The organism is Terriglobus sp. 2YAB30_2 (assembly GCF_052114765.1).
Classification (GTDB): Bacteria; Acidobacteriota; Terriglobia; order Terriglobales; family Acidobacteriaceae; genus Terriglobus.
Window position 1 is genome coordinate 184,691 of record NZ_JBFRFJ010000006.1, and the last position, 19,542, is coordinate 204,232.

16 protein-coding genes are annotated in these 19,542 nt (G+C 56.1%); 9 read left to right on the forward strand and 7 right to left on the reverse strand.

Annotation, left to right across the window (positions count from 1 at the left end; all coding sequences use genetic code 11):
- Window positions 1-120: 120 nt before the first annotated feature.
- Window positions 121-1,386 carry an SGNH/GDSL hydrolase family protein gene (locus AB4Y89_RS11600; RefSeq protein ID WP_442301085.1) on the forward strand — a complete coding sequence of 422 codons (1,266 nt, stop codon included), beginning with the start codon at window positions 121-123 and terminating at the stop codon, window positions 1,384-1,386.
- 165 nt (window positions 1,387-1,551) lie between these two features.
- On the opposite strand, the gene AB4Y89_RS11605 is transcribed toward AB4Y89_RS11600, so the two are convergent.
- Together AB4Y89_RS11605 and AB4Y89_RS11610 are read right to left on the reverse strand one after the other, a co-directional pair.
- Window positions 1,552-5,940, reverse strand: coding sequence for a beta strand repeat-containing protein (locus tag AB4Y89_RS11605; protein WP_442301086.1), 4,389 nt, complete (start codon window positions 5,938-5,940; stop codon window positions 1,552-1,554).
- Window positions 5,941-6,154: 214 nt separating this feature from the next.
- Complete coding sequence (locus AB4Y89_RS11610) at window positions 6,155-7,180, reverse strand: hypothetical protein (RefSeq protein WP_442301087.1); 1,026 nt, start codon at window positions 7,178-7,180, stop codon at window positions 6,155-6,157.
- A 382-nt stretch (window positions 7,181-7,562) separates the two neighbouring features.
- Between AB4Y89_RS11610 and AB4Y89_RS11615 the strand changes: the two genes are divergently transcribed.
- From AB4Y89_RS11615 to AB4Y89_RS11625, 3 genes are all read left to right on the forward strand, one after another.
- A complete protein-coding gene (locus AB4Y89_RS11615; RefSeq protein WP_442301088.1) occupies window positions 7,563-9,125 on the forward strand; it encodes an ATPase domain-containing protein in 1,563 nt (520 codons plus the stop codon).
- 82 nt (window positions 9,126-9,207) lie between these two features.
- Window positions 9,208-10,305, forward strand: coding sequence for a sensor histidine kinase (locus tag AB4Y89_RS11620; RefSeq protein WP_442301089.1), 1,098 nt, complete (start codon window positions 9,208-9,210; stop codon window positions 10,303-10,305).
- Window positions 10,306-10,440: 135 nt separating this feature from the next.
- Entirely contained in the window at window positions 10,441-10,899 is a 459-nt protein-coding gene (locus AB4Y89_RS11625) for a DinB family protein (RefSeq protein WP_442301090.1), read from the forward strand.
- Between the two features lie 610 nt (window positions 10,900-11,509).
- Here the strand turns inward: AB4Y89_RS11625 and AB4Y89_RS11630 are convergent.
- From AB4Y89_RS11630 to AB4Y89_RS11640, 3 genes are read right to left on the reverse strand one after another with little or no spacing between them, the layout of a single operon-like run.
- Window positions 11,510-12,346, reverse strand: a complete 837-nt coding sequence (locus AB4Y89_RS11630; RefSeq protein WP_442301091.1) for an ImmA/IrrE family metallo-endopeptidase — start codon at window positions 12,344-12,346, stop codon at window positions 11,510-11,512.
- Window positions 12,347-12,362: 16 nt separating this feature from the next.
- The gene (locus tag AB4Y89_RS11635; RefSeq protein ID WP_442301092.1) at window positions 12,363-12,836 is read right to left on the reverse strand and encodes a hypothetical protein; all 474 of its coding nucleotides are present in this window, start codon (window positions 12,834-12,836) and stop codon (window positions 12,363-12,365) included.
- Window positions 12,833-13,417: a hypothetical protein gene (locus AB4Y89_RS11640; protein ID WP_442301093.1), complete on the reverse strand. Its 585-nt coding sequence runs from the start codon at window positions 13,415-13,417 to the stop codon at window positions 12,833-12,835. The genes AB4Y89_RS11635 and AB4Y89_RS11640 overlap by 4 nt, the downstream gene beginning before the upstream one ends.
- 157 nt (window positions 13,418-13,574) lie before the next feature.
- Between AB4Y89_RS11640 and AB4Y89_RS11645 the strand changes: the two genes are divergently transcribed.
- Window positions 13,575-14,141 carry a multiubiquitin domain-containing protein gene (locus AB4Y89_RS11645; RefSeq protein ID WP_442301094.1) on the forward strand — a complete coding sequence of 189 codons (567 nt, stop codon included), beginning with the start codon at window positions 13,575-13,577 and terminating at the stop codon, window positions 14,139-14,141.
- On the opposite strand, the gene AB4Y89_RS11650 is transcribed toward AB4Y89_RS11645, so the two are convergent.
- The gene (locus AB4Y89_RS11650; protein ID WP_442301095.1) at window positions 14,138-14,368 is read right to left on the reverse strand and encodes a hypothetical protein; all 231 of its coding nucleotides are present in this window, start codon (window positions 14,366-14,368) and stop codon (window positions 14,138-14,140) included. The two genes, AB4Y89_RS11645 and AB4Y89_RS11650, sit on opposite strands and share 4 nt — an antisense overlap.
- A 98-nt stretch (window positions 14,369-14,466) precedes the next feature.
- Between AB4Y89_RS11650 and AB4Y89_RS11655 the strand changes: the two genes are divergently transcribed.
- The 4 genes from AB4Y89_RS11655 (at window position 14,467) to AB4Y89_RS11670 (ending at window position 18,245) form a co-directional block, all read left to right on the forward strand.
- Complete coding sequence (locus AB4Y89_RS11655) at window positions 14,467-14,979, forward strand: hypothetical protein (RefSeq protein ID WP_442301096.1); 513 nt, start codon at window positions 14,467-14,469, stop codon at window positions 14,977-14,979.
- Window position 14,980: 1 nt separating this feature from the next.
- Window positions 14,981-15,796 carry a HesA/MoeB/ThiF family protein gene (locus AB4Y89_RS11660; RefSeq protein WP_442301097.1) on the forward strand — a complete coding sequence of 272 codons (816 nt, stop codon included), beginning with the start codon at window positions 14,981-14,983 and terminating at the stop codon, window positions 15,794-15,796.
- A gap of 225 nt (window positions 15,797-16,021) precedes the next feature.
- Window positions 16,022-17,395 carry a dGTP triphosphohydrolase gene (gene dgt / locus AB4Y89_RS11665; RefSeq protein WP_442301098.1) on the forward strand — a complete coding sequence of 458 codons (1,374 nt, stop codon included), beginning with the start codon at window positions 16,022-16,024 and terminating at the stop codon, window positions 17,393-17,395.
- Entirely contained in the window at window positions 17,385-18,245 is an 861-nt protein-coding gene (locus AB4Y89_RS11670; RefSeq protein WP_442301099.1) for a hypothetical protein, read from the forward strand. Before dgt ends, AB4Y89_RS11670 begins: the two co-directional genes overlap by 11 nt.
- Window positions 18,246-18,295: 50 nt before the next feature.
- On the opposite strand, the gene AB4Y89_RS11675 is transcribed toward AB4Y89_RS11670, so the two are convergent.
- Complete coding sequence (locus AB4Y89_RS11675; protein ID WP_442301100.1) at window positions 18,296-19,198, reverse strand: hypothetical protein; 903 nt, start codon at window positions 19,196-19,198, stop codon at window positions 18,296-18,298.
- Between the last annotated feature and the right edge of the window lie 344 nt (window positions 19,199-19,542).

The following is a 19,542-nucleotide window of genomic DNA, read 5'->3' on the forward strand; positions in this document are numbered from 1 at the left end:
TCCCTCGAACAAGCCTCTGCCTCCAGAGACGCCGCTTCGATGCATACGGTCAAGGACCTTGTCTTCGCTATACTTTGCACTGAAACAGATACAACAACACATCAACTCTGGAGAACGCCTGTGTCCCCGCTCAGGACCTCTTGGCGCGGCATCTCTGCCTCGCTGCTTTTTCTGTCGACAGTTCTAGTCAATGGTTGCGGTTCGGATGGAAGCGATTCTTCCATCGGCAAGCCTTTTGCAAATGTCGTCTTCCTTGGTGACTCCCTCACTGCCGGCTATCAAAACGGCTCACTCCTCGATAGCCAGCAGAAGAATGGTTACGCCGCACTTATCGCCACGCAGGCAAACTTCTCCCTCACGCTTCCGCTGATCACACCTCCCGGAGCGCCTGCCGTGCTGCAGCTCGTCAAGACAGGTCCGCCACCGGTCATCGTCACCGCGTCCGGAACTACCACCGGGCGAGATAATCCCACCGAGCAGCCAAACGATCTCGCCGTTCCCGGCCATCTGCTCCATGACATCCTCAACACCACACCATCGGCCATAGCCGCGACAGGCCAGCAGTTGATGACCAATCTCGTTCTCGCCTTCCCCGCGGGCAACACGAAGTCGCAGATCGATGAAGCTATCACGCTCAAGCCAAGCACCGTGATTGTATGGGCGGGCAACAACGACGCTCTCATCGCCGATGAAGAGGGCACACCCTCCGTCATGACATCGCTATCGAGCTTCACCACCGACTTCATCCAGTTGATGACCACGCTGAAGTCGAAGACATCGGCCAACCTGGTCGTCGCCAACATTCCAGACGTCACCGCCGTTCCTTACATGGTGCCGGCCAATACTGTCATCGCGCAGGTCTCTGCGCTTACCAGTATTCCTGCCTCCACTGTGGCTGCGATCCTCGGTATTCAAAACGGAGACCTGGTGAATCTCGACGGAGTGCAGGCGCTGCAGGCATCTGCCGCCGGTGGAAAGCTGACAAAGCTGGCCGATAACTACGTCCTTACCGCATCCGAGGTAGCGGCCGTGCAAGCCACGGTCAACAGCTACAACCAGGTGATCCAGCAGCAGGCACAAGCCGTGGGAGCAACCGTCGTCGACATGCATGCCTACTTCGCTTCCATGCAGGCGGGCGTCACGGTCAATGGCAAAACCGCAACCACGACATTTCTCGGCGGCCTCTTCGGCCTGGACGGTATCCACCCTTCCAACACCGGCTACGCTCTGTTGGCCAACCGGTTCCTCACCGCGCTCAATGCCAAACTCTCGCTGACCATTCCCATGGTCAACGTAGACGCAATTGCAATCAAAGACCCTCTTGTCGGCCTGAACATCTCGGCCGTGAAACAAGCAGTCCCCGCAACACACTTACCGCTCAGATAGGGCATGTCGAAAATGCGGAAATGCCATAAGTATGGGGCCACATCCATCCCAACAGGGATGGATGTGAAATTCGAGCGAAGCCCGAACCAAGCTCTGTGCTATGACCCGGCACGACAAAAGGCGCGGATCAGATCCGCGCCTTTTGCTGCTCTCTGCTGTCACTTGCTACTGCACGGTGACGCTCAAGCTATTCGAGGCTGCCGCCCCAGGGTTGGTCGCTATCAGCGATCCCGAGCCGGTTGCCGCTAGATCGCTTGCCGGAATGGCGACAGTGACGTGCGTGGAATCGACAATCTTGGTCGTGCGGTATGCACCGTTCCAGCTCACCGCTACACCCGGCGCGAAGTTCGCCCCGGTCAGGGTCAGCAATACATTTCCTGACCCCTTTGTGAGTGTTGTTGACGAGGCAGACGCCAGCGATGCAGCAGCCGCTCCCGAAGTCATGAGCCCGGGAACGATCGCAGCACCTCGTAGCAGGTAGATATGACCGGTGGAGGTCAGAACAGCAATGCCATCCTGCCCCCAGCGAATGATATCGACTGGTGAGTAACTAGTGGAGCCTTCGATAGTCGCCATATTGAGTGGCAACGTAGCGACGGACTGATAGGTATTCAGATCGAACACCGCGATGCCGGTCACTGTGCTCGAGTTCGAAGAGCTTGTTGCTGGATAGAAAGCACGATGCAGTGGCGCGTCCGGTTCCAACGCCTGTGAATTGGAGAAGCCGCCTCCGCTCACCCCAGCCAGAGTGGCGATCTGGGTTGCCGGCTTGGTTGACGGATCTGCGATGCCACCACCGTTGGCAAACGCAAGCCCGCCACTCAGCTTGAAGCATCCGAAGTGATTGAGCGTCGATTCGCTATATTGCGAATAGTTGTAATAGACGAAGCCGCTTGAGGTAACCGTGTAGTGATCGAGAGAAAAGCCGCTAGTGTCCGTATCGAACGCCAACATATTCGCTGCGTCCAGGAACGAGAGGCAAGATCCGCTATATGGTCCGGAGGCCTGGCCACGAATCGCCGCCGTCTTGTGCACTGGATCAAAGTCATAAATTGCATTTCCAGTAAACGATGCGATATCGAGTGCGATTGTGTTTTCCGTTCCGGGCTGCACAGCCACACCGCGCAGCGCGATACCGCCTGAGAAGTTGGAGTTCGGCACGGTGTATGTGAAGTCCGGCTGCCCCGTGAGCATGTTATAGCGCGCAATGCTCTGGCTGCCGGAGAGAATCGTGTAAAGAATCTGTCCATCAGAGCTGAGCGCCATGTTGGTGGGCTGGCTCCCAATTGAGACCGGGGTCCCAATAGACGCCGTATCCGGCTGAATCGCCGCGATCGAGTTACCTGCGACGCTGCTTGATCCCGAACCTACGCTCGCCATGAGTTGCCGCGAATACGGATCATAGAGGATGTGATTCGCGCCGATCGTAAGGACGCTGAAGTATGTCAACGGCAGAGCTGAAGAGATGCCGCCTCCCGGAGCAGGAGTGGAGACCGTAACCGGCGCCCAACCCATCGATGCGAAGCTGGAAGCAGGCACCGTCGCCGTCAGTTGGGAAGAACTGACAAATGTTGTAGCGAGCGCAGTAGAACCCAACATGACCGTTGAGCCGCTGCTGAACCCGGCGCCATTCACCGTCAGCTTCGTATCCGCCGTTCCGGTTTGGATCGCCGCCGGGCTAATGGAACTCAATACGGGAGCAACGTTGTAATCATTGCCGGTGATCGTCGCGGTGGCCGTTGCCGTATTGTTGGTGCTATCGGGATCGGTGTTTCCTGAGACCTGAACCGCCATGGTCGAGCTTCCGGCTGTGGTTTGGAGCACGGTAAAGGTTACCGTCACGGTGCTTCCACTCGCCATGCTCCCCAGAGAGCATGTAATACCGTTGGACGTGCTGCACGTACCGGCAGTCGAAGTCGCAGAAACCAAGGTGCCGATCGCAGGAGCCTGGCCAGCCAGGACGACATCCGTCGCCGTGGATGGACCGTTGTTCTTCACCCGCGCCGTGAAGGTGGTGTTGCTTCCGGTCGCGGTAGAGCCACCTGTCGAGAGGACGACATTCAGGTCTGCAGTTACTGAGCTCAGATCAGCAACCGCATTCGAAGATAAGCTATAGATCCCGACGGGAGTACGGAATACAAGGCCGTTTCCTCCCCATCGCGCGAGACGGGTCGGATAGATCGAAGTGCTTGAGATCAGCGATGGCACGTTCACCGGAATCGTGGTCCCGGTGGAGCTATAGTCGCTAAGTTTAAATATCTGGATCTGGTTAGCACCGCCACTACTGTTGCCCGTCCCGGATGCATAGTCAACCATAAAGATCTTTCCAAGCGTGGCGTCAGCAAGCGTCGCACCTTGTGCAACGGTTTGACCGGTCACGTAAAGAGAACCCAGCAGAGCTCCGGCCTCGGCGTCATAGACTCTGCCGAAGTTTGTGAACATCTTGCCCGAGAGAAGCTGCATCTCGTCCTGGGAGCCGCTCGCCGGCGTGATGCTGCTCAAGACCAGCTTCGCGGTCAATCCATTGCTGTTGTACGTGAAGGTGTTGTACGCGCTACCGCCACCAGCGTAGATCTCGTTTTTTGAACCATCGGTCTGGATGGCAAAGATGGAGTTATCGTAGATCGTGTTCGTCGCGGTGTTGGTACGCATCACGCCGCTGTCGAAGATGGCAAGTCCGACCCTGGTGGTCAAATCAGAATTACTCAGGGCAACAACCACCGAATCTGTCGCTCCAGGCAATGCAGCCAGAGCCTGAGCATTCGCGGGCGAGTTGTAAATGCCGGAATTTACCAGCGGCAGTGAAAACTTCAGACCCGCCGTCTTCGCAACCAGATCCACTTTACGAACCGCCGAAGATCCATCAAGGCCGACCCACAGATAATGGCCATCCGCCGTCAGGGCAAGCTTGTTTGGCTCACTGCCAACAAAGATCGGCGTTCCTATCGCTCCTGTCGCAGGGTTGACCGAAACGACCGAATTACCCAGCGGCGCAGCCACCGAGCCTGGAATCGAAGCATAGATCAGACCATCGGCAGGGTTATACACCATGCTGTTATTGACGAGAGGGATATAGGCGGAGAAAGCTAATGAGCTACTGGTGCCACCTCCCGGCGCAGGCGTCGCAACACTAAAGGAGTAATTCCCCGGCAATGAGAGAGATGACGCCGGAACCGTGACGGAAAGCGACGTCGAGCTGTTATAGGTCGTCGTCAGCTGCGTGCCGTTCAGACTTACGGTTGAAGCAGTCGAAAAACCAGTTCCCGTAAGCGTTATCTTGGTCGCAGTGTTCATCGGACCGTAATTTGGTGAAAGAGCAGTAAGCGTCGGCACCGGCGGATTACCGATCGTTACCGTCAGCGAGTTGGAGAGCGGTACAAGTGCTGTCAGACAGTTGACCGTAATCGCAGCGGTTCCAATGGACGCAAGCAAACTCGCGGGTACGATTGCGGAGATGCTTGACGAGGTTAGAATACCGGTCGTGAGCGCGGCGTCGTTCCATTGAACGGAGCAGTTGGTATTGAAGCCCGACCCCGTTACCGTGATGGTGCTGTCCGGCGACCCGACGATCATGGCCGACGGCGCCAGGGCAGTCAGCACAGGAGTAGCCGTTGGGGTGCTGACAAGAATGCTGCCAGGGTTTGAGCTGCCGCCACCCGGCGCCGAATTAACCGCCGTGACCTGAAGCCTGCCAACTATTGACTGTTCTGCGACCGAAAGTGGGAACGTGAGTTGCCTGCCGCTGACGATAGTGGGCGTATGCGCTGTCGTGCCGACCTGCACCGTCGTCCCGGAAATAAAGTTGTTTCCGGTAACCGTAACTATCGTGGCGGTAGTTTTGCCGGCAGGTACGGCAGCAGGAGAAAGCGATGAAATCGTTGGAAGCGGATTATTCACCGACAACGACGACGCGGCGGAGTTTCCGCCTCCCGGCGCTCCATTGACGGCCGTCAAGGTAAGCGTGCCAGCGCCTGCTAGATCTGCAGTGCTAAGAACGATATTGACCTGCGTTCCGCTGACGTAGGTGGTGCTGCGATTATCACCATTCACCTGGATGATTGTCGTGGGAACGAACCCCGTGCCAATGACTGAGACGACCGACGACACCGTTCCCGTCAGAAAGGTGGACGGCGTAAAGCTCGTAATCACAGGTGAAGGATTATCCACCTCCAGATTCACAGCAGTGCCGCCGGCGCTGGCAGCGCCGCCATTCACCACGATGATCGCCAGGTTTGCGCCTGACACCAACAAGCTCGCCGGTACCGCCGCCGTCAACTGCGTAGCGCTTACATAGGTCGTCGGTACAACAACGTTTCCTACCTGTACGGATGAGGTCGACGTAAAGTTAGTTCCATTCACCGTCAGCGTAACCGCCGCATTGCCGGCAGCGAGCTTGGTGGGTGAGATAGAAGTTACCGATGGCGTGGCAACCGTATTCCCACCGCCATTGCTGGAGCTATTACTTCCCCCGCCCCCTGAACATGCTGTTAGAAACCAGACACAAAAAGACGCAGAAAGGGCTACAACTGCTCGGCGGAAGATGGAAGTTTTCATGGAGGTCTCAGCATACACTGAGACAACAATCTAAGAAACCGTCACGTAGTAAATCGTTTGATTCCGATGCCTAAAAGGAACGGCAGCAATAACAGATCGAATCAGATCTCGCGATCTGTCCCAAATTCGGACACCTTCCGCCAGTCCCATAAGTCTGCCGGTCGTTCTATTTATGCCTTGGCATCTAGGCATAGCCAGGCGCATCATCCGTGTTCTATTCCTGCTTCCCATGGAGAACCTCGCCCGTCTTCTGAACGCTCTTCTTCACAGCCTTCCAGACGTTCCTGGAAGAAGTCTTCAGAGCCTTCCCCGTCTTGCCAGCCGTTGTATCCAGCGCGGAAGACGTGCTGCTGTTCGCAACGTCCAGAGCCGTATCCGTGGCTCTTATGCCCGTCGCTGCTCCACCAATCCCCGCATTCGCGCCAAGGATGGTGGCCTGCGCCGGACGCTTCGCCGGATTCGCCCAGACGATATCTGTCTCCGGCAGCCGTTCGACCCTCGCCACGCGCATCTCCGGGAAGTCGCTTCGACTGAGTTTGCTGCTCAGCGACCATTCGATGGAGTTAAGCCAGACCATGCCGTTCATCGGAGCATCCACTTCGCCCAGGTTGATAATCTGTTTGGTCTTCAAGGGTTTCATCCGCGCACATCGGTCTCCGCCGCAGCCATGAGTGCACATGGCCTCCGACAAAAAGGAAGCATGCTTTCCCTCTGAGATCCAGATCGTGCCACCATGCTCTTCCGCATGCAGCGTGGCCGCACGGGCAAGGTGGCTTGCGTCACAGATCGTGTCCTCGTGCGCTGCGGCATACCAATACAGAGCCTTTGCGTCTGCGATGCTCGCTCCAGTTCTCACCAGGACCGATACGTGTTCTGCATCGAGACGATGTCCCATTTCGCCGCAATCTCTCCGCCATAGATGGTAGTAGTGCAGCTCCACCTCGCTGGGCCGTCCCTTGCGAGGAAATGCCTGACCATAGATCGTTCCATCGTCTTCCACGACAGTTGGACTTCGGGCGCCCTCAAGAAACTGTGCCGGCCGGTCGGAGCAGTCGTCGCGGCTGATCATAAAGAGCGGAGCAAACCTCTCCAGCAGGTCACTTTCCTCTCGATCGCTCAAACCGTCCCGGTCCGTGTCGAGCACCCCTGTCTTCCCTGTTCCGGGCAGTCCATACGACTCAGGAAGGGGCAACAACAAGAACCCAAGAACGATCGCGGCCCTCAGCCTTTCTAAGATCATCGATCTTCTCCCTTCAAGAGAGCGAACGGTGGCCGAGTGCCCTTATCGTCACGCAATCGCAGCCGGGGCGCCTTATACCTGGCAGCTTCTTCTGGAGTTTCAAGGGCGCCATCCACCTCAGGCGCACCGAGAGCATCCAGTAGAAATGCCGCGGGAATCTCAACAATATCAGCATGAGATAAGACGTTCGTTGCATCACCTTCAGTTGCCGCAGCCATAAGCCATATCTCAGCTCCCGTTCTGGACCTGTCCGCTCGCATCTCTGGAGGCTGTGCGGCGGCGGAAACTCATGGTCCCGCGGGTGAGTCGCAACTTGAATAGTCAGAACGCCTTTGGCAGACTTTTTGGGGAAATTGACATCTAAACCCGTTGGAGGGGCGGTATGGGTAAGCTTCCATCGAGCGAGGGACCCCGGATATCGGGAGTCCTTTCCTCTAACAACAATCAGTCTGCGAACAAAGAAATCAGACTCCTGACGGGTCTTGCTGGCCTGGATGACATCCTGAACGGTGGCCTCCCCAAAGGCCACCTCTACCTTGTGGAGGGGGATCCAGGGACCGGCAAAACGACACTCGCGTTGCAGTTCCTGCTTGAAGGTGTGAGGCAAGGCGACGGAGGAATGTACGTCACCTTGTCCGAATCCAAGCTTGAGCTGGAGCAGGTGGCGGCATCCCATGGCTGGTCCGTGGAACCGATCACCATCTACGAGATGATTCATTCCGACGAGGATCTCGGCCCGGACGCGCAGTACACCGTCTTTCACCCCTCCGATGTCGAACTGGCAGACACCATGACTTCCATCCTGAGGCAGGTGGAGGAGATCAACCCGCAACGAGTTGTCTTCGACTCTCTTTCAGAGTTCCGCATGCTCGCCCGCGATCCGCTCAAATACCGTCGCCAAATTCTCGCATTGAAGCGGTATTTCGCGGGCCGGAGCTGCACTGTCCTTCTGCTCGATGACAGAACCGCCGAAGGAGATGTGAACGACCTCCAGCTCCAGAGCATCGCGCACGGCGTCATCAAAATGCAGAGCCTGGAACGGGACTATGGCATCAAAAGACGCCGGATGGAGATCCACAAGCTTCGCGGCTCTCAGTTCCGCGAAGGCTACCACGACTACACCATCAAGACCGGTGGAATCAAGATCTACCCGCGCCTGATCGCCGCCGAGCACAAGCCCGGTTTTAAACGAGCCCCTATCGTGAGCGGCCTGCGAGAGCTGGATGACCTCTTTTGCGGAGGAATTGATACGGGGACAAGTACTCTCCTCATCGGGCCGGCTGGTTGCGGTAAATCAACCATCGCGCTTCGCTATGCCGTCTCCTCGGCCCAACGCGGCGAGAAGGCGGTCATCCTGACGTTTGATGAGGCGCTTGCAACGCTGGTTGAGCGCGGACAGGGCCTGGGTATGGATCCTACCGGGCTAATGGAAAGCGGCATGCTTGAGATTCACCAGATCGATCCCGCCGAGCTCTCTCCCGGAGAGTTCGTCTCCCGCATCAGGGGCCTCGTCGACGAACAAGATCTCCGAATGGTTGTCATCGACAGCATGAACGGATTGCTCAACGCCATGCCGCATGAACAGTTTCTCGCCATGCAACTGCACGAATTGTTAGCCTACCTCGGGCAGCAGGGCATCGTAACGTTGCTCACGCTGGCACAGCATGGCTTCATCGGGATCACCAACTCTCCCGTTGACGTCAGCTATCTGGCAGACACGGTTCTTCTTTTCCGTTATTTTGAGCGCGCAGGAGCAATCCGCCAGGCACTCTCAGTCGTTAAAAAACGCAGTGGACCACATGAACGCACCATCCGCGAGCTAATCTTTCGCAACGGTGGCATCAGGGTCGGGCCTCCACTGCAGGAGTTCGAAGGCATCCTTACCGGGAACCCGACGTTCACGGGTTCTACGAGCCAGGAGGATTCTTCTGATCGCCGCAAATGAAACGACGTCTCGTGAAACACGCACCCTCGTTCTGGCTCCTACAGGACGCGATGCGTCGTTGATCGCCAGTCTTCTGGAGAAAATGGGCAAGCCTTGCCATATCGTGAACTCCGTCTCGGAATTGGCAGAGAACATACGCCTCGGCACCGGCGCGGCCATCGTCACCGAGGAAGCACTGACAGGCGCCGCAATCCAACAACTGGAATCAGCGCTGAAGGAACAACCGGCATGGTCAGACTTTCCGGTCATCCTTATGGTCTCCGGCGGCCGGGTTACGGCCGAGAGTGAACGGCTTCGCAAGCTGCGGATGCCGCTCGGCAACGTGCTTCTTCTGGAGCGCCCGCTTCGTCCGGAAACCCTGTTCAGCACGCTCGAAGTCGCCCTGCGTGGAAGGCAGCGCCAATATCAGGTACGGGACCAGATGGAGCAGATGGTGCGAGCTCAGGATGCTCTCCGCCGCGCGGAGAAACTGGCCGTTACCGGCCGCCTGGCGGCAAGCATTGCCCACGAGATCAACAATCCGTTGGAATCCGTGACCAACCTGCTTTATCTGTTGCGCTCGGAAACATCTTCGGAGAACGCGCAGATCTATCTCGGCCAGGCCGAGCAGGAGCTCGCGCGAGTGACCGAGATCGCCAAACACACGTTGCGCTATTACCGCGAACCCAATAAGCCGGTACTGGTCGACGTCAGCGCCGTACTGGACTCCATGCTGACGCTGTATCACTCGCGTCTGATATCGGCGCGGGTCGACGTGCATAAAGAAGCACGTTCCGCTCTAGTTTCTGTTTATGCCAATCCAGGAGAGTTGCGGCAGGTTATCGCCAATCTCATCAGTAATTCACTCGATGCGATGCGCACCGGGGGAAAGCTAAGACTGAGAATTGGTTCCTGGCACAGCTCGAAGATGCCAGACAGACGGTACCTGAGCTTGACCATCGCAGACACCGGCTCGGGGATCGATCCCCGGTTGCTGCCGACTGTGTTCGAACCCTTCGTCACCACGAAAGGAGAAACCGGCACAGGCCTCGGCCTGTGGGTTACGCAAGAGCTCGTCAGAAAAAATGGCTGGGCCGTTCGCGTTCGCAGCTCCATAAACGCTGACCATCGCGGAACCGTCTTCTCAATCCTCATTCCGGCCGAGCAGGCCGACACCTCAAGCGCTTCCGTCGCCGCCTGAAGCCCGCCGGAACCTCTGTTGAAGCGCCAACGGCGCGCTCCATACCAGCCCGGGGTGCCGCCCCAGGTTTCGGACTTACAATGAATCCGAACCGAAAGGAGGCTGCTCCTGTTCACTCTCACCGGAATCCGCAAGTTGCATCGCTGGACGTATTCCAGCCTCACTCTTCTGCTCGATCATCTCTCGACGATCCCCGAAGAAGAGTACGTGAAAGAACTTCCAGGCTTCGGTCTCCCAACGCTTCGCGCTCAGGTCATTCATATCTTCAACTGCGAAGCGTTTTGGATCCATACCCTCCAGGCAACTCCGTTCCAGGATGAGGATCCCGCCGACTGGTCTACCATTCCCGATGCCAGGCGCCTGCAACACTGCGTCGGCGCAAACACGCTTGCCTACCTGTCAGACCTGACAGACGAGCAACTCAACACAAATGCAGAACTGCATTTCCCGGACGGGGACACGGCCATTCGCACCCCGGCACTGATCCTTCATCACGTCTTGACTCACGCCTTCCATCACAAGGGTCAGATCGTCTCTATGTGCCGTACGTTAGGCTACCCCGCGCCCGACACCGATCTCAGCAGGATTGAATAGAGGCTTCGGCCTGGACTCACGTTTTAGGATGTATTGAGAAATTCGGTAGAGCCCATGCAAACGGAGTTATTCGCATTTACGATAAGCCGACATATCGTTACTAATGCGGTGTCGGTGAGCGCATTGGCGATTTATCACTCGTCGAACGGCCCGCCTCTACGTGCTTGCCAGTCATAGGCCGGTGAGCAGAACAGTTCGCTCTGGACCTCTACCGTGACAGAAGTGCTTTTAATCATAACCCATTGAAAACATGGGCACTGATGGCTAACAAAAGCACTGTAAGTCACTGAAAAAAACCTCAGGCAAGCTTTCAGCACCCTCGCCAGCACCCTCATCGACCTCTGCTTTCTGGTTACAGACCTCTGCTTTCGGAGGCAAAAATGGACCGGTGCCGTTGCACGGTAGAGGCCTAGAGTCGATTTGACTGCTGCCCTTGTTCAGCAGAGGTTTGAAGCAGAAGAAGAGGCTAATTCTGCTGGAGCAGAGGTCTGTTCACGAGATTTCGAGCGGCCATGGTCTCGCTATCGACAGAGATCAATAGTCGTTTGTGTGAACATCGTAAAATCTCTAAAGTCATCACTCGCTGCCCGCCGCTCCTTCGCGCGAGGCCTTACTTCTTGCCTGGCCAACGCTCACGCCGATAGCTGTCAAACTTGTCCGTATCCAGCTCTTCGAGCAAGTCATCCTCTGCCGTCCGATGTTTAAGCGGACGTTTCGCCCACAGCAACACAAGCGAGCCTCGATAAGTGGGCATACTTACACACCCTTGGAGAAGCGTGGATACCTTGTCTTCGGAGAAAGCGGGAATCCACTCCGAGGCTCTGACCTCAACCATCTCTTGTAGCGGTGCATTACAGTCCAGAAGACCGGCATCTACCTCTTCTCGGACCTTGATCCAGTGCGGAAAACTTGGGGATGGTGAAAACCAACCGATACGCGAGTCTTGTACCCAAACTCCAGCGCAGCTTTGCGTTGCAACGTCGCAATACTTCCTGATCGTGGCCGTTAAGGTGGTTTCAAACTCCTCAGCAAGGTCGCTAACGAGTTTGAGTGAAGGCCACTGCGTTCCAATCAAAGCCTGTATCTCAGTGCTTGGAAGCAAGAGCTCCGAGGCAAACTCGTCCGCCTCGTGCTCAGGATTGACTTCGATATTGGTCCAGTTCGCAATCTCCTTCGCGCCGCACGACATGCTGTCCGAGTCTTTGTGGAGGAGGTAGTGCCCAATCTCGTGGGCCGTAGTGAAACGCTTCCTGCCCGACTCTCGAATGTTTCGGTTCACCAGAATTCGACCGCCCACGCCCGAGGATCGACGCACCAGCGCTCCATCGAAACCATCCGAACCCACTTCTTTTATCGACAGGTGCAGTGGCTTAGTGATGTCTTCGAAACGGAGAGCTCCCTTTATCTGCAGTCTGCGCCGCAGTTCTACCGCAACCTCTCTGTTCATCGAGCGTCTCCCTTCATCATCCTTCGGAAGAATCGACGTCCTCTTGCTCGCTCTCTAGGAGGGCCTTGTCCGCCGCCGATAGTTCCTTTTTGTTACGAAAGGCAAACTGAGGTTGGCGAGCCTGGGTCGGCAAGACGTTGCGCACAAGTTCCGAAGACTTAGCCTTTGCCGTATCGAGAAAACTACCAACCAGATCCTCTGCCGATCTAATTACGGCCTTTGCCTTATCCGTCGCGTTCGGAGGCCGGAGCGCTCGTAATGTCTTCTCTAGATCTTCTGGAACGGCTTTGTCCAACGTTCGGTAATGATGATTCGCGTAATCGAAGAGCTGTTTATGGACGTCGGCCTGCAACTTCGCGGGATCGATTCCGCAGGCAGCCAGCTCTTCGTCAAGCTCAGCATCTGTGAGGTCTGCCTCGCGTCCGAATAGCGCTTCTAAACTTTCCTCCAACGATTTCGCGGACTGATTCTCCTCGTTCTTTTTCTTCATACTTGGCTCCTGCGGCGCGATTCAGTAAAGCCATGCTTTCCAAGTCGCCGGGCTAACTTTTTCCTGCGGTTGTATATGTCGGTCACCGGGACATCCAATAGCGAGGCGATATCGCCAGCAGCCGGGATGCCGTCTTCGAACATCTCGATCGCATCGACGTAGTCTTTCAAATCCTTGTCGTCCGCCGTGGATTGATCGAGCGCCTTACGGAAGGTGTCGTCTCGCAGAAGCGATCGGATGTCGAACAGGTTCTCCGCCTTTGATTGGAGCGATGGGTCTCCGGGAAATTCGTCGGGGGGGAGCATTTTGCCGGCCCGGTTCGCCTTCACTTCACTTTTCCGCAGGGCGCTGATGATCGCGTTCGTCATGACCTTTGTCAGGAAGGCATCCAGTTTCTCCGTCGTCCCCGTGAACTGAAGCTGGTTCGTGCCCCAACGGATGAGCGTCTCTGCGGCATAGTCGGCTGGCGACTTGCCTGCCGCGAGAATCCAGTCCTCACCTTTCGATGCGGCGATCTTGAGGACGCGGCAGGCACGCACCGTGAGCATTTTGAGCAGCCTTCGGTATTCCGCATCGTTCATGGACGGCCTCGTTCACCCCTCTCTATCTATTAAAGCGCCGGCACCGGATTTTTTTTCCATGCCGTGGCGAAAAAAGAGGGGAGGTGCGCTTAACCCAGTGAGAGCGGCTGCGACCGGCACCGAAAGCCCGCAAGCCGCATAGACGGAGAAAACATACATGAACCGTGAAGAACTGAACCAGGAGCTGGGTGTAGTTGAACAGGCAGTCGCCATTGAGGCGGTGGAATTGGCTGCGATTGAAGTTGAACTTGCGGATATTGAGCATTGCTGCCACTATGGCCAGCCGGTGCCCCCTGCCCGCGCTTACCGCATCAAGGTGGACGACAAATACCACGAGTGGCCCAAGGCCCACATCACCGGCAACCAGTTGCTCCACTTGGCCGGGCGCGACGGACAGCTCGTATTCGAGGTCTTCGAGAACTTCCGCCATGGAGAGCCAGAGCTGATTTCCCCCCATGCCGAAGCGAACCTTCGCAAGCACGGCGTCGAGAAGTTCACCACGTCTCCCAAGATTGTGCAGGTGACCATCGACGGCAAGCACAAGCCGATTCAGGCCGGGACGTACACCGTTGCTGAGCTGAAGCGAGTTCTTGGGGTCGATCCGTCCCGCGTTCTGGACGAGGTCATCTGCGGCGAATTCAAGGAACTCCCCGAGAGCGGCACAGTCCACATTAAGGGCGGTGAGGTGTTTGTCAGCCATGTGCGCCAGGGGCAGTCGTCCTAATGGTTGCCACCGAGCATCTCGACGAACTGCGGGCTGTCTTTGGTGACGTGACGGAGAAGGCGGAAGGCGGAGTGGATTTCGTCTTCCTTCCTCGCCTCGTACTCCCCGAAGGCTGCACACCACGCGAAATGAGGGCTGTCCTTTGCCTTGGCCAGCATGGAGGCTACACCACCCGTCTTTTCCTTCAGCAGGCCGTGGTCGGTCGGGGTGCGAACTGGAGCTCCCACGTTGTGCTAGGCAGCCAGTGGTGGACATGGTCATGGAACCAGGTGCCCGCCAACCTGCGCCCAGCGGAGATCCTCGCCGAGCACCTCCGGGGGCTCCGATGAGAGCGATCCTAAAGGTGACTTCGACTCTCTACAATGATCTGGTACGGCGCCTGCGAGAGCCGCACGACTTCGCAGCGGAGCGGGTCGCCTTCCTGAAGTGCCGCCCGGCGTTATCGGCCACGTCACTGCTCCTGCTCGCGGGAGGAGTCCATCATGTGGAAGATGGGGACTACGTGGACGATCCATCTGCGGGTGCGACCATCGGTCGCTCGGCTCTTCGCAAAGCGTTGCAGACCGCCTATATGGAGACCGTCTCGATGGTCCACGTTCATCTCCACGAGCATCGTGGCCGGCCAGGATTCAGCAGAACGGACCTCCGGGAGAACGCCCTGTTCGTGCCGGATTTCTGGAATGTTCAGCCCAGCCTTCCTCATGGGGCGGTTGTATTCAGCTTTGATTCAGCAGTCGGTCAATGCTGGATTCCCGGCTTCTCTTCGCCGTCCGGCGTCGAGGTTGCCATTGTGGGAAGCCCAATTCGCTGCACATGGAAGGTGACGGATGACTACTAGATTGAATCTGCAGCGCCAGTCGTTCCTCGGGGCGCACTCTGATACCGTGTTGGCTCGCTCCAGGGCTGCGCTCATAGGTTTGGGCGGCGGCGGTTCTCACATTGCGCAGCAGCTGGCCCATATAGGACTGGGTCACTTCTTGGTGATAGACCCCGACTTCATCGAAGATACGAACCTCAACCGGCTCGTTGGCGGCACTCAGGAGGACGTGAGACTGGGTACTGCTAAGGTCGACATCGCGGAACGTGTCATCAAATCCGTCAATCCCGTCGCCGAAGTCGTCAAGCGGTTGGCGAGTTGGGCCGAGGTCACGGCGGAGCTTCGCGACGTCGATGTCATTTTCTCGTGCGTCGACTCGATCGGCTGCCGCAGTGAACTGGAGAGCTTTGCGCGACGATTTCTCATCCCTCTGATCGACATCGGGATGGACGTCCACGAATCGAACGGAGAGTTTTCAATTAGCGGCCAGGCGATGTTGTCGATGCCGACTAAACCTTGCATGCGTTGCATGGGCTTGGTCACCGATAACGGGCTGACAAAGGAGGCAGCACAGTACGGCGCGGCAGGGGGAAAGCCGCAAGTAGTGTGGCCGAACGGCACCCTTGCCTCCGTCGCCGTTGGCTTCTTCATGAAACTCATGACGCCGTGGGAGACGCAGAAGACGACGCCATTACTACTGGAATATGATGGTGACCTGCAGACAGTAATGCCCAGCAACAAGCTCGCGTACCTGCCCGCCCACTGTAAGCACTTTGACTCTGCGCATGGGCTCGGAGACCCATTTTGGACCGCCAACGTCCTTGTGACTGTCGAATAGCGGTTTCGTAACAAGGCGCCTTTCCCCTTCCTGTGTACACTTCCTTCTCGCAGCCTGCGGCTCATTCAGACGACGAGATACGTGTTTACCGGAGCAATCGCTCGGAAGAGGAGTTGCAGAGGAGCCGTTTAGAATGAGTGAGATATCCTCTGAGATGCGACGCGGGTTCTGGTGAATTCCGCTGTCACGATAGGCTGTTGACAGACACGGTATCGAGGAATTGCGATGAACTGGACAACTTTGCTCAATCCGAACCGCCGCCGCCAAACAACGAGTGGCGGAGATCACAGAACACAGTTTGAGCGCGATTTTGATCGTTCAATATTCTCAACACCCGTAAAGCGACTGCAGGATAAGGCACAGGTGTTTCCACTTGAACCGCACGACGCCGTCCGTACGCGCCTTACTCATTCGCTCGAAGTATCTTGCGTCGCACGGGGGTTGGCGACTGCGATGTCCGAGTGGCTCATACAGCAGGGGGAAATTGAAAAGGGTGCTGATAGATATATCGAGGCAATCGCTGCGACATGTGGGCTTATCCATGATCTCGGAAACCCGCCTTTCGGTCATTCAGGTGAGGATGCCATCCGTTCATGGTTTCAGCGGGAAGACCACGCAAACGATCTCAAGAAAGGCCTCAGCAGTGAGCAACAGATCCAAGACTTTCTAAGATTTGAAGGAAACGCACAGTCCCTTAGACTCGTTGCAACGTTGYAGGTGCTAGCTGACCGTACGGGATTGAATCTTACATTCGGAACCCTGTCGGCTTTGAGGAAGTACGTTTCGCCGTCTAATGAAGCTGATAAAGATAATCCGAATCGAGCATGGAGAAAACCCGGCTATTTCACCTCAGAAAATGACATAGTCGATCAGATCAGGGAAGCTACGGGCACTGGTACCGCGCGAAATCCAATCTGCTTTCTTGTGGAGGCCGCTGACGACATCGTGTATCTTGCTGCAGATGTCGAGGATGCAGTGAAAAAAGGCATTCTCTCCTGGACTGACGTCGAGGAGAAGCTTGAATCAAAAAGCGATTCGGTTCAGCGTGCGATTAAGGGAAAGGAAGCGATCCTTAAAGCTGGCCGGTCAGAAGTACCGAAGGACCTCGATGACGATGCTCATGCAGCAGCGTTTCGGACCGCGGCCATCGGGGTGATGACTGATGCCGTGGTCGATACGTTCAAGAAGCTTTACCAAGCGATCATGGACGGTAAACATGAAGGCGACCTTCTTGATGAAAGTGAGGCGAAAGACCTCGCAGGATGCTTAAGGACAATCGGGCAGACATGCGTGTATCCGACGCGCTCTACGTTAACCCTCGAACTGATGGGCCGGCATGTCATTCATGACCTCATGGATATCTTTTGGGAGGGAGCTAGGGCATTGCCTATCGGCGGTGAACCAAAGACTTCCAAGTTCGAGGGGAAGGCTGCGGCCCTGATCTCCGCAAACTACCGTCGTATTTTTCGCGACTTTGCGACAGAGAAGAAGGATTTACCTGAGACTTACCATCGATTCCAATTGGTGACTGACTACATCTGTGGAATGACAGATTCATTTGCAAAGAGACTCCACAGTGAGCTGTTCAATGGAAGCTAACATCGCTGTACTCGACTTAAAGCGAAAACTTCTTGCGGAAGTGGGGACGCTTTTCCGGCCAAACGGCTCTGCATGGAAGGCCCCAATCCTTCAAGTACTGCAGGATCTGAAGCAAACTGACGTTCGGGCTGTATTGTTCGGGGGGACACTCCGATCGCTTCTCGTCTCACGGCTTTTTGAAGGACGGTTCGGTCGACCAAGGGATATCGATGTGGTTGTCCTCGGAGCTCCACTTTCAGAACTGGAGAGGCGGTTCAATGGCATCGTTGCGCGTCATACACGGTTTGGCGGACTGAAGTTGCGAAACGGCTACTGGCACTTTGATGTTTGGCCCTTGGAGGAGACATGGGCGTTCAGGAAAGATAAAGCGGTTGCTCGATTTGAAGACCTTCCATCAACGACCACTTTCAACCTTGAGGCAATAGCTGTTGAAGTTTGGTCAAAGGATGGTATGCCTCGCGCACTGTTTTCGGGACATGACCAATTTTTTCACGGGATTCTGTCTAAGACACTGGAACTCAATAGGACAGACAGCCCATTTCCTGAACTGACGGTTGTCCGAGCAGTGATAATGGCCAGCGAGTTGGGATTCAGAATTGGACCTCGTCTTGGCGCATATATCGCCGAAATTGCCACAACTTTGAATGAAACAGCGATCGACGAGATTCAAGCACATCATTACGGGTACTCCCGAATGACCGGCCAAACTTTGAAAGAAATAGTACAAGAGATTTCTCGACGGTCCTTGCTGCAAAAAGACATTGAGCTGCCTCGAATGGGACAGCTATCCCTCTGGGAAGCTGAAACGGATACCTTGCCACACATCAATCTTCATTCCTTAGGGGCATGACGTTCGATCCAGTCTCAGCTACAAACGTCCGAGTGTCGAGTGATATCCAATTAGCTCAGGTGCAGAAACGCCGCTCGGACCACACGAGACCTGACGCGCTTCGTGTCCGCGAAGAGTTTCCGGAATACAGGCGAAATGCGCATTTTAGGCCGCGCGATGAGGGCAAGCACATAAGCAGTCGCGATTGTCTCGAAGTGAATCCAAGCCACGTGGTCGAAGGCGGATTTCACGTAGATTGGCCCGTTGCTCTCTCGAAAATGAGAGTCGTTGTAGTTGGGTCTCGAATGAGCAAACTCGGACAAGCCACTAAAGATACGGCGTACATAGCCACCTTGCATGGCAATCCCTCTCGTCGTCGAGTTCTTGTGTGCGAATAGGCTATCGTTCACCGTTGATTTCAGGTGGGATTCGAGGGATACCGCGCCGGCAATTAGCCCATCGCAGGCCGTACCGAGACCGAGTTGCACTTTGCCTTTGCGCCAATCCCGAAACTCCTTCTTCTTGCCGCACACTTCCGCCCAACATCCAATGGCGACCAACTCCAGCACATTTCTCATTCCGCCCACCGAAAAGCGGTAATACCCAGTGAGGCAGTTGTACAGCGCCGCCTGTATTTCGTCGTTCGCATCCAGCATGACGGGAGACATGCTCTCCCGGTAGGGTGGGAGTAGGGTCGAAAAGGTCCATGCCGAATTTAGCTCGTTCAGTTGGGCGAGAGTTTTTCCGTGATGATTTGACGTGCGAATGGCGACGTCATCCGGCAGCGTCACGATGCTGCGCCAGACCTTTTCCTCAATTGGGTCGGACGGGGGCGGTTGACGATTCTCGGCTAGTCCGAAGTCACGGCGGACAAGAACCTTTCGCCGGGCACGAAAATCGGTGATGGGAAGATATCGTGACATCGCTTGAAATCGAAAAGTGAATTCTCTGTCGACGATAACAGGCCGAATCATTCATCGGCCATGATGGCTGCAAGAAGAGAAGGGGAAGTCCTCCTGGGCACGCTCCTGTTGCTCAAACAGTGACAGTTCAGCACCCTCCTCGGCTCCCAACATCGACGAAAGACTGTAGCTTTTCGCAAATACCTTTGCCGCGCATGAGCAAAGGTCAGGCATCCGAGTGACTCATGGATTATCTCAGCACTGCTGAGACAATCCGCTTCCAAATGGGCCCGAGGTTATTTCAGCACCCTTATGAGCACCCAGGTTCAAGAAATTCCCTCGAATTGAGGCCAAAGCCTCTGCCGTGTACAGGCAAAGGCCGCCGACACCTATCGATCTGGCGTTGATTGCAAATT

What these genes read in the sequence shown, in the direction of transcription:
- AB4Y89_RS11670 (WP_442301099.1), top strand. Translation starts at nt 17,385, where the DNA reads ATGGAAGCTAACATCGCTGTACTCGACTTAAAGCGAAAACTTCTTGCG.
- AB4Y89_RS11640 (WP_442301093.1), bottom strand. Translation starts at nt 13,417, where the DNA reads ATGAACGATGCGGAATACCGAAGGCTGCTCAAAATGCTCACGGTGCGT.
- AB4Y89_RS11610 (WP_442301087.1), bottom strand. Translation starts at nt 7,180, where the DNA reads ATGATCTTAGAAAGGCTGAGGGCCGCGATCGTTCTTGGGTTCTTGTTG.
- AB4Y89_RS11635 (WP_442301092.1), bottom strand. Translation starts at nt 12,836, where the DNA reads ATGAAGAAAAAGAACGAGGAGAATCAGTCCGCGAAATCGTTGGAGGAA.
- AB4Y89_RS11620 (WP_442301089.1), top strand. Translation starts at nt 9,208, where the DNA reads ATGGGCAAGCCTTGCCATATCGTGAACTCCGTCTCGGAATTGGCAGAG.
- AB4Y89_RS11655 (WP_442301096.1), top strand. Translation starts at nt 14,467, where the DNA reads ATGAGAGCGATCCTAAAGGTGACTTCGACTCTCTACAATGATCTGGTA.
- AB4Y89_RS11615 (WP_442301088.1), top strand. Translation starts at nt 7,563, where the DNA reads ATGGGTAAGCTTCCATCGAGCGAGGGACCCCGGATATCGGGAGTCCTT.
- AB4Y89_RS11630 (WP_442301091.1), bottom strand. Translation starts at nt 12,346, where the DNA reads ATGAACAGAGAGGTTGCGGTAGAACTGCGGCGCAGACTGCAGATAAAG.
- AB4Y89_RS11605 (WP_442301086.1), bottom strand. Translation starts at nt 5,940, where the DNA reads ATGAAAACTTCCATCTTCCGCCGAGCAGTTGTAGCCCTTTCTGCGTCT.
- AB4Y89_RS11675 (WP_442301100.1), bottom strand. Translation starts at nt 19,198, where the DNA reads ATGATTCGGCCTGTTATCGTCGACAGAGAATTCACTTTTCGATTTCAA.
- AB4Y89_RS11645 (WP_442301094.1), top strand. Translation starts at nt 13,575, where the DNA reads ATGAACCGTGAAGAACTGAACCAGGAGCTGGGTGTAGTTGAACAGGCA.